Here is a 7,283-nt window from a genome sequence, read left to right as displayed (position 1 = left end):
CTCGGCCAACGGCTACCCGTCGATCAACATCGCCGGCTCGGTCTCCAGCTTCAAGGGCTACGGACTCGGGGTGTACTGCTACTTCAGCAGCAACTCCAGCGTACAGAGCGCGAACGCGATCACCGCGCCGAACCTCTCCGGAGTCCAATTCAACGACATGGTCACCGTCTCCCTCGGCGGCGTCGGCACCATCAACCACATCATCAACGGCGTCGGCGGCACCGCCAACTCCAGCGGCTCCGTCCAATACCTCAACAGCTACAACTAGAAACAGCTACAACTAGAAACGGCTAGAACAGCTAGCTCCAACTAGCTCCACACAGCGAGACCCCCAGAGCCGGGCGGGAGATGACGAGATCGTCACCCGCCCGGCTCGATCACTCTTCCCTTCCATGAGCCGCCGCGCCCCCGCCGATGCCGCCGCGCCGAATCCACCGTCATCGCCCCGTACAACGCCATGACGCCAGGCAGCAGCGGGGCTCGCCACCAGCGCAGGTCGTAGAGCCGAAGCACCGGGATGTAGCTCGCGGACATGACGGCCCACGCGGCGAGCGCCGGAATCGCCACGCCCCACCAGTGCGTAGCCAGGCCGACGAGGCCGAGGATCGGCGGCACGCCGTAGCTGAGTACGAGCCCGACGATCGTGCCGAGCAGCAGCCACGGCGAATAGCGCAGTTGGGTGTACGCACTGCGCGCGATCATGTCCCACAAATCGGCCAGACGCGGGTACGGCCGACGGCTGCGCACCCCCGTCGTCACGCCGAGCCAGACCCGTCCGCCACTCCGCTTGAGCAGCGTGCCGAGCGCGACATCGTCGATTCGCGCGTCCGCGATCCCGACCAGTCCGCCGACCTCATCGAGGGCTTCCCGGCGCACCAACATGCACCCGCCCGCAGCAGCCGCGGTACGCGACGAGGGCCGGTTCACCCATGCGGGCGGATAGAGCTGGAAGAAGCTGTACACGAACGCCGGTACGATCATCCGCTCGGCCGGGGAGTCCGTGCTCAGCCGTGCCATCAGCGAGACCAGGTCCAGCCGTCTGTCCTGTGCGTGCCGGACGAGCCTGCGCAGGCTGTCCGCCGGATGTGAGATGTCCGAGTCCGTGAACAGCAGGTACTCGGAACTCTTGTCGGACTCTCGCACCCCGAGGTCCATCGCCGCGACCTTCCCCGCCCACCCTGGCGGCGGCCCGGCCCCGCGCAGCACCCGCGGTTCCGCGCGATCCGGCGTCGCCGCGGCGAGCTCGGTGGCGACTTCGCCCGTGCCGTCCGTGCTCGCGTCGTCGACCACGATCACGGTGAACGGCCCCGGATAGTCCTGCGCGAGAACCGAAGGCAGCGTCGAGGGCAGAATCCTCGCCTCATCGCGCGCCGGAATGACCGCCGTCACCGCGGGCCATTCCCGTGCGTCGTCCCGTTCGGCCTCGGGCAGCTGCAGATTCATCCGCCAGAAGCCTCCGCGTCCGAGGAGGAGCACGATCCAGATCCCCAACGACACCCAGGCGAGCACGGCAAGCACCAGGAACACAGCGTGCGCAGTCACGCCGCCAAGCCTCGCACACGCGCGCCGCGCCAGCCCGCAGCAGCACGGACCCGGCGGCGTAGTCTGGCTTCATGATCCCGTTCCCCGAGGAGCCGGCCCGGCCTCGGCGCGTGGAGATCGCACCGGGAGCCGTGCACCTGCCGGGCTGGCTGACGTTCGACCAGCAGCGGCAGCTGGTGCGCGCCTGCCGCGAGTGGGCACGCGGCCCCGTGCCGATGCGGCACACGCGGCTGCCCGGCGGCGGGGTCATGTCGATTCAGACCGTGCATCTCGGCTGGTACTGGCGCCCGTACCACTATTCACGCACCGCCGACGATCACAACGGCGCCCGCGTCGCCGAGCTCCCCGAGTGGCTCGCCGATCTCGGCGGGAGTGTGCTGGCCGACGCGTATCAGGACCCGGACGCCGCTGCCGGCTACCGGCCCGACGTCGCCCTCGTCAACTTCTACGACCACGCGGCGAAGCTCGGCATGCACCAGGACAAGGAGGAGCGCTCGTCGGCACCCGTCGTCTCGCTGAGCATCGGTGACCGCTGCGTCTTCCGCGTCGGCAACACGCAGAACCGCAACCGTCCGTGGACAGACGTCGAACTCGCGTCCGGCGACGCCTTCGTCTTCGGCGGCCCCTCCCGCTTCGTCTACCACGGCGTGCCCAAGCTCTACCCGGACAGCGGCCCGCACGACGAGATCGGGCTCGCCGAGGGCCGCCTCAACCTCACACTCCGGGTCACCGGTCTCGCGGGCTGATGGCGGCGGCGTCACGCCCTGATGATCGGCCGTCCCCACACGACGGTCGCCACCACGTCGACCGGCTGGGTGCCGTCGACCGCGTACGGCGTGGGCATCGTGCGGTGCTCGCCGGTCTTGCGGAACAGCCCGCGAGCGACCAGTTCCTCGGCGATCGGTTGGAGGGCGCGGCGGTATCCGTGCTCGACGATCGCCACGAAGCCCTGCGCGCTCAGCACCTCCGCCAGCCGCGCCATCGTCCGCTTCCACGGCAGCCAGTACAGCCGCGATCCCGCGGTGACCAGGCTGTACGGGCCGTCCAGCGGTACCCGATCCACCGCGCCGACGATCCAGTGCAGGTCGGGGCGGCAACCGCCGGGCAGTTCTCGTCCGGCGGCGATCAGCTCGGCCGACGTGTCGACGGCGTCGATCCGCGCGATTCTGCCGCGTGCGATCAGCGGCCTCGCCAGCGCGCCGTCACCCGCTCCGACGTCCAGCACGTGTGTCGGCTCGTCGAGCAGACTTTCGAGCACATCGAAGACTTCGGCAGGATACGGCGGCGACTGGCTATCCGTCATATAGCCATCATGCACGCGCGGCCTACCGCATGACTCGCACGATCTCCACTCGCGCTACCCGCGTGCCCTACATCGCCACGAAGTTGTATCCCTCGGCGATCAGCTTCGGTATGAAGATCTTCATCGCGGCCACGGTGTTGCGCCGCACGCCACCGCCGTCATGCTCCAGGATGATGTCGTGCGCCCGCGTGGTCCGCAGCACCGTGTGCACGATGTCCTGCGTGTCCACGTGCGCCGTGTCCCAGTCGCGCGGGTCCACCGACCAGTCCACCGGCTGCAGGCCGCGCGAGGCGCAGGCCTGGAAGACGGACCCGGACCAGTTGCCGTAGGGCGCCCGGAAGATCGACGGGCTCTGGTTCGCCTGGGCCAGCGCGTCATTGCAGCGGTCCATCTGCGAACAGACCTCTTTGTACGTCTCGTGGGTCAGGTCGGCGTGGTTCCAGGTGTGGTTCGTGATCGTGTGCCCGGCGGCCGAGACCTCGCGCACGATCGACAGGTTCGCGCCGACCTGACTGCCGATCATGTTGAACGTCGCCTTGATCCCGTGGTCGCGCAGGATCTCGAGGACCTGCGGCGTGTAGACGGGGTGCGGGCCGTCGTCCATGGTCAGCGCGATCGCCTTCGGCCCGGCGTTGTCCACGTAGTACTGCGGCTTCGTCGCGACCGCCGTCGCGGGGCGGTGCGACACGGTGATCGAGGGGGAGGGGGACGGCGTCGCGTTCTCGCCGCTGCGCCGGGCGGTCGGAACGGCGCCCGCCGTCGTCGTCTTCGGGTTCGAATCGCGGATCGCGGCGACGATCCCGGCGGTGACGCTCACGCCCGCGACCAGCGTGACGCCGCCGATCGCGGCCACCACCTTCCGGCGCGGAGCACGGCGCACCTCCGCCGCATCGCCCACCTCGGGCTGCCCGGCATGGTTGACCTGCACCGTCCGCTGGAGATCTTCGTCGCTCACACCCTTTAATGACGCCCTACGCCACCGTCCGGTTCGCGAAATCTTCAGATTTGTTTAAGAGATTTCGGCGGTCCGCCGACCTCGGCGTCGTCCACTCTGGAGCCGGCGGGGGGCGAGCGCATAATCTACTGCCCATGACAGACGACAAGGCGCAGCTGCCGGAGCTCCGGGCGTCGCACGCGGATCGCGACCGGATCGCCGAGCAGCTACGGGTCGCCGCGGGGGATGGCCGGCTGACCATGGAGGAACTCGACGAGCGGCTGGAGAAGGCGCTCAACGCCAGGACCGGGAGCGAGCTCGCCGTCCTGGTCACGGACCTGCCGGCGATCTCCGCCGGATCCGCGCTCGCGGTGTCGGCGGAGCCGAAGGAGCTCGCCCGCATCGAGGTGAGCAGCGGCAGCGCGGCCCGCGAGGGCCGCTGGGTGGTGCCGCGGGCGATCGAGGTGAAGGCGGGCAGCGGCAGCGTGAAGCTGGACCTCACCGAGGCCGTGCTCACCGGCCCGACGCTGCAGATCGACGCCACGGTGCGCAGCGGCAGCCTGACGATCGTCACCAAGCCCGGCATCGAAGTGGTCATGGACGAGGTGAGCGTCTCCAGCGGCTCCGCGAAGGTGCGCCGGCCCGAGGGCGCCGACTCCGTGCCGATCGTGCTGCGCGTGGAGGTCTCCGGCAGCGTCCGCTCGGGCTCGATCACCGCCCGCCCGCCGCGCCGCAGCTTCATGGACTGGCTCATGCGCAGGCGGATCCGCTTCGAGTAGCGGCTTCGCGCGGGCGCGTCGGGCAGCGTCGGTGATGCCGTGGTCCGGACGCGGACCGACGGCGTCACCCGCCTCGACCGAATCGGCTTGGCGGCAGAACCCTGATGGTTGCGCCGCCGCCCTGAACGGCCGCTGAGGACGCCGGTCCTGATTTTCTGTCAGACCGTTCCGTCATCATCATCCTCATGGACATCACCGAACTCATCACGGCCTGGCGCGAAATTCTGACCGGCGACGGCAAGTCGTGGGTCTTGTTCTCCCACGACACGTGCGTCGTCCTGCCAGAGCCACATCCAGGGCGAGATCTCGGCGAGCAGGCAGTGCGCCTGCTCGCCGAGCACGGGCCGGTGCACATCGGCACTCCATCAGGCGATTTCAACGTCATCCACCTCGACAACGCCCCCGGCTGGTGCGTCACGTGCCACCACCCCGACGTGCTCACCTACGTCGCCCCCGCCGACGTCACCGCGGGGGCCGGTGACCTGGAGATCGGCCTGTGCGGACGCTCCAAGCGGCACATGGACGGCACCGAGCTCAGGATCGCGCACGTCGAGGACAAACGCCCCGTGAGTATCTGACCATCATCCTCAAGCATGACGGCAGCCTGCCGCTCGCCTCTATAAGTTCATATCCATGAAGTCAGCTCCAGCCGCGCTCCGCATCGCCCCCGTCGGCAACGCTGCTGCCGCCGTCTCCACCGCCGCTGCCGCGACCACCACCATCCTCATCGTCGAGGACGACCCGGGCATCGCCGATCCGCTCGTGCGCGGTCTCGAGCGGGCCGGCTACGCGGTGCGCGCGGTGGCCACCGGCTCCCAGGCCCTGTCCTCCGAGCCCACCGACGTGGTGCTGCTCGACCTCGGCCTGCCCGACGCCGACGGCCTCGACATCTGCCGGCGTCTGGCGGCGCGCGGGACCAGCGCCATCCTCGTCGTCACCGCGCGCGGCGAGGAGTGCGACCGCGTCGCCGCGCTGGACGAGGGCGCCGACGACTACCTGGTCAAGCCCTTCGGCCTCGCCGAACTACTGGCCAGGATCCGCGCCGTGCTCCGCCGCATACAACCGCCCACCGACTCCGCCGCCGTCCGCCACGGCCCCCTCGTCGTCGACTCCCGCTCCCGCAAGGTAACCCTGCACGGCGACCCCGTCGCCCTCACCCCCCGCGAGTTCGAGATCCTCGAGTGCCTCGCCGCCGACCCCGGCCGCGTCTTCAGCCGCCAGGAGCTGCTCGAACGCATCTGGGACACCCACTGGTACGGCCCCACCAAGGTCCTAGACGTCCACGTCGCCGCCCTCCGCCGCAAGCTAGCCCTCCCCGGCCTCATAGAAACCGCCTACGGCCGCGGCTTCCGCCTAGCCACCCCCACCCCTCCGCCCGTGCCGCAGTCCTGACGTCGCTTCCGCACATGCTGCAGTGCCGAGTCGCCAACGCCGCTTTCCGCCGCCACCGCCGCCGTACCCGCGTGTGTCGCCAATTCCGCCTCCTCCGGCCTGCCCGCGCCGCGGTCTCTCCGCGGCCACCCCGCCCGCTGCCCTCCCGGCCCCGCCCACTCGTGCCGTCCACGCCAACTTCCCGCCCATGACCTCCCCATTAACCCAGCCCCACCTCCCGGCGACACCCCCGTGAACCACCCCTGCCCCGCCCCCGCATACCGTGGTGCGAAGGCCGCCTGATCTTTGGTATTGTTCTCACGTCGCCGACGGGCGCACCGGCCAGCCGGTAATCCCGCCGACCGACAACCCAAGTCCGGGTGGCGGAATGGCAGACGCGCTAGCTTGAGGTGCTAGTGCCCGTTAAGGGCGTGGGGGTTCAAGTCCCCCCTCGGACACTTCCTATAACCCCACGAATGTCCGGCCCCAAGATCACTTGGGCCCGGACAATTTGCTTTCCTGGCTCGTACGTGAGCTCGAGGCCGAGCTCCTTGTAGACTTTGGCCTTGTCGGCGGGTTCGGCCGCTTGGATCAAGGGCCTGATGTCACCCAGTGCCTTGATCATGGCATTGATTTCGGTTTCGTCGAGCCGTTCGGCACTTTGCCCGCCCGTCAACTGTGTTTTGGCTTCGGTGTTGATCGCGGCGCGTTCTGCCTTGACCTCGGCAATCCACTCGCCGACGGTCTCGGGGTCCGTCCCCGCTTCGAGCGCTGCCCGGTATTTCTTGAGCTTCGTGTCGCACTCGGCAAGCTTCCGGGCCGCATCCGCACTCACTGCGTCCGTGCCAGTGATGGGGGAGGCGTCCTGGCTGGAGACCATGGCGCGTACGGTCTCCTCGATGCGATGCGGGGCGAAGAGCTTGCCGAGCCAGCCGTCCAACGCCGGAAGCACGTCCTTTTCCTTGAGATACACGTTCAGTGGATGCGTGACGTGGTTGGCCAGTGCATACTCCTGGGCGTACCGGCAGCGGTAGAAGGCTCGATCGTTGTTGTGCTGTGCCTGCATCTCTCGTCCGCGCAGGCCGCACCGCACCAGCCCGCGGAGCACGTAGGTGCGCTCGACCTTAATTCGCTCCCGTGTGTCCCGGCCCCGGCCTGCCGCGGCACGGATTTGCTGTGCGCGCTCGAAGTCCTCGACGCTGACGAGTGATTCGTGCGCGACCTGGTCAGAGAAGATCCACTTGTCGCGCTCATTCCACTTGAATTTGGTCTCGTAGCCGTCCGCGACGTTCTCGACGTCGAGCAGGACTTCCTGTTTGCGCTGCCTGTTCCAGACCTGCCTGTAGGGTGCCGT

General features: G+C 68.8%; 7 protein-coding genes, 1 tRNA gene and 2 pseudogenes. 6 read left to right on the top strand and 4 right to left on the bottom strand.

Features of this window, described 5'->3' with window-relative positions; all coding sequences use genetic code 11:
• Positions 1–268: pseudogene (locus VG296_RS23885) on the top strand (coagulation factor 5/8 type domain-containing protein); the annotation flags it as partial.
• Between the two features lie 92 nt (positions 269–360).
• On the opposite strand, the gene VG296_RS23880 reads toward VG296_RS23885, so the two are convergent.
• On the bottom strand, positions 361–1,542 hold the full coding sequence (locus tag VG296_RS23880; RefSeq protein WP_325569302.1) for a glycosyltransferase: 1,182 nt from the start codon (positions 1,540–1,542) through the stop codon (positions 361–363).
• Between the two features lie 71 nt (positions 1,543–1,613).
• Between VG296_RS23880 and VG296_RS23875 the strand changes: the two genes are divergently transcribed.
• Entirely contained in the window at positions 1,614–2,288 is a 675-nt protein-coding gene (locus VG296_RS23875; RefSeq protein WP_325569300.1) for an alpha-ketoglutarate-dependent dioxygenase AlkB, read from the top strand.
• Positions 2,289–2,299: 11 nt separating this feature from the next.
• Here the strand turns inward: VG296_RS23875 and VG296_RS23870 are convergent, their stop codons facing one another.
• Both VG296_RS23870 and VG296_RS23865 read right to left on the bottom strand, forming a co-directional pair.
• Complete coding sequence (locus tag VG296_RS23870) at positions 2,300–2,845, bottom strand: class I SAM-dependent methyltransferase (RefSeq protein WP_325569298.1); 546 nt, start codon at positions 2,843–2,845, stop codon at positions 2,300–2,302.
• Positions 2,846–2,912: 67 nt separating this feature from the next.
• A complete protein-coding gene (locus tag VG296_RS23865; protein ID WP_325569296.1) occupies positions 2,913–3,800 on the bottom strand; it encodes a polysaccharide deacetylase family protein in 888 nt (295 codons plus the stop codon).
• A gap of 134 nt (positions 3,801–3,934) precedes the next feature.
• Between VG296_RS23865 and VG296_RS23860 the strand changes: the two genes are divergently transcribed.
• From VG296_RS23860 to VG296_RS23845, 4 genes are all read left to right on the top strand, one after another.
• Entirely contained in the window at positions 3,935–4,558 is a 624-nt protein-coding gene (locus VG296_RS23860; protein ID WP_325569294.1) for a DUF1707 domain-containing protein, read from the top strand.
• A 185-nt stretch (positions 4,559–4,743) separates the two neighbouring features.
• Positions 4,744–5,136: a hypothetical protein gene (locus VG296_RS23855; protein WP_325569292.1), complete on the top strand. Its 393-nt coding sequence runs from the start codon at positions 4,744–4,746 to the stop codon at positions 5,134–5,136.
• 55 nt (positions 5,137–5,191) lie between these two features.
• Positions 5,192–5,950, top strand: coding sequence for a response regulator transcription factor (locus VG296_RS23850; protein WP_325569290.1), 759 nt, complete (start codon positions 5,192–5,194; stop codon positions 5,948–5,950).
• A gap of 353 nt (positions 5,951–6,303) precedes the next feature.
• Positions 6,304–6,387 (top strand) — tRNA-Leu (locus tag VG296_RS23845).
• On the opposite strand, the pseudogene VG296_RS23840 reads toward VG296_RS23845, so the two are convergent.
• Positions 6,369–7,283 (bottom strand): annotated as a pseudogene (locus VG296_RS23840) (recombinase family protein); the annotation flags it as partial. The gene VG296_RS23845 and the pseudogene VG296_RS23840 overlap by 19 nt on opposite strands.

The organism is Actinospica sp. (assembly GCF_035552695.1).
Lineage (GTDB): Bacteria > Actinomycetota > Actinomycetes > Streptomycetales > Catenulisporaceae > Actinospica.
This window is presented reverse-complemented; position numbering and strand designations above follow the sequence as displayed.

Coding starts and splice junctions, on each gene's coding strand:
- VG296_RS23855 (WP_325569292.1), top strand. CDS start 4,744: ATGGACATCACCGAACTCATCACGGCCTGGCGCGAAATTCTGACCGGC.
- VG296_RS23870 (WP_325569298.1), bottom strand. CDS start 2,845: ATGACGGATAGCCAGTCGCCGCCGTATCCTGCCGAAGTCTTCGATGTG.
- VG296_RS23875 (WP_325569300.1), top strand. CDS start 1,614: ATGATCCCGTTCCCCGAGGAGCCGGCCCGGCCTCGGCGCGTGGAGATC.
- VG296_RS23850 (WP_325569290.1), top strand. CDS start 5,192: ATGAAGTCAGCTCCAGCCGCGCTCCGCATCGCCCCCGTCGGCAACGCT.
- VG296_RS23860 (WP_325569294.1), top strand. CDS start 3,935: ATGACAGACGACAAGGCGCAGCTGCCGGAGCTCCGGGCGTCGCACGCG.